This is a genomic window from Hymenobacter rubripertinctus (assembly GCF_003583925.1).
GTDB classification, from domain to species: Bacteria; Bacteroidota; Bacteroidia; order Cytophagales; family Hymenobacteraceae; genus Hymenobacter; species Hymenobacter rubripertinctus.
The window spans coordinates 1-411 of the sequence record NZ_QYCN01000133.1; the positions used below are offsets into that span (position 1 = coordinate 1).

Genomic DNA, 411 nt, shown 5'->3' on the forward strand with positions numbered 1-411 from the left:
GGCGATGCGGTCGGCGGCCGACGAATTGCCGCTGCGGTTGTCGAGCAATTCCCAGTACAGGGGCAGCTGCAACTCGCCCCGGCCGATGGTGACGAGCAGGATGTTGACCTGGCAGCGGCCGAAATCCCATTCSGTGCGGTCCAGGCATAAGCGCAACTTGCCCGTGGTCGGCAGCAAGCTCAACAGCAAGTGGGCCAGCAGCCGATAATCCAGGTCGGTTTGGCGGAAAAAGTCCTGAATGCGGGTTTCGTTSGAGGCGGGYTTGACGGCGTCGTTCAGGTGCTGGGCCACCTCACAGAACTGCACATTACGGCTTTTGAGYAAACCAATAACGAACTGAGCGATAAACTTTTGACGCGACAAATGGCGCACAAACGGCACCTGTCGCAAAAGCGTAGTAAGTTTGGCGCT

General features: G+C 58.2%; 1 pseudogene. It reads right to left on the minus strand.

The features are described 5' to 3' along the window. A pseudogene (locus tag D0T11_RS21865) lies at positions 1-291 on the minus strand (IS4 family transposase); the annotation flags it as partial. Positions 292-411: the final 120 nt, after the last annotated feature.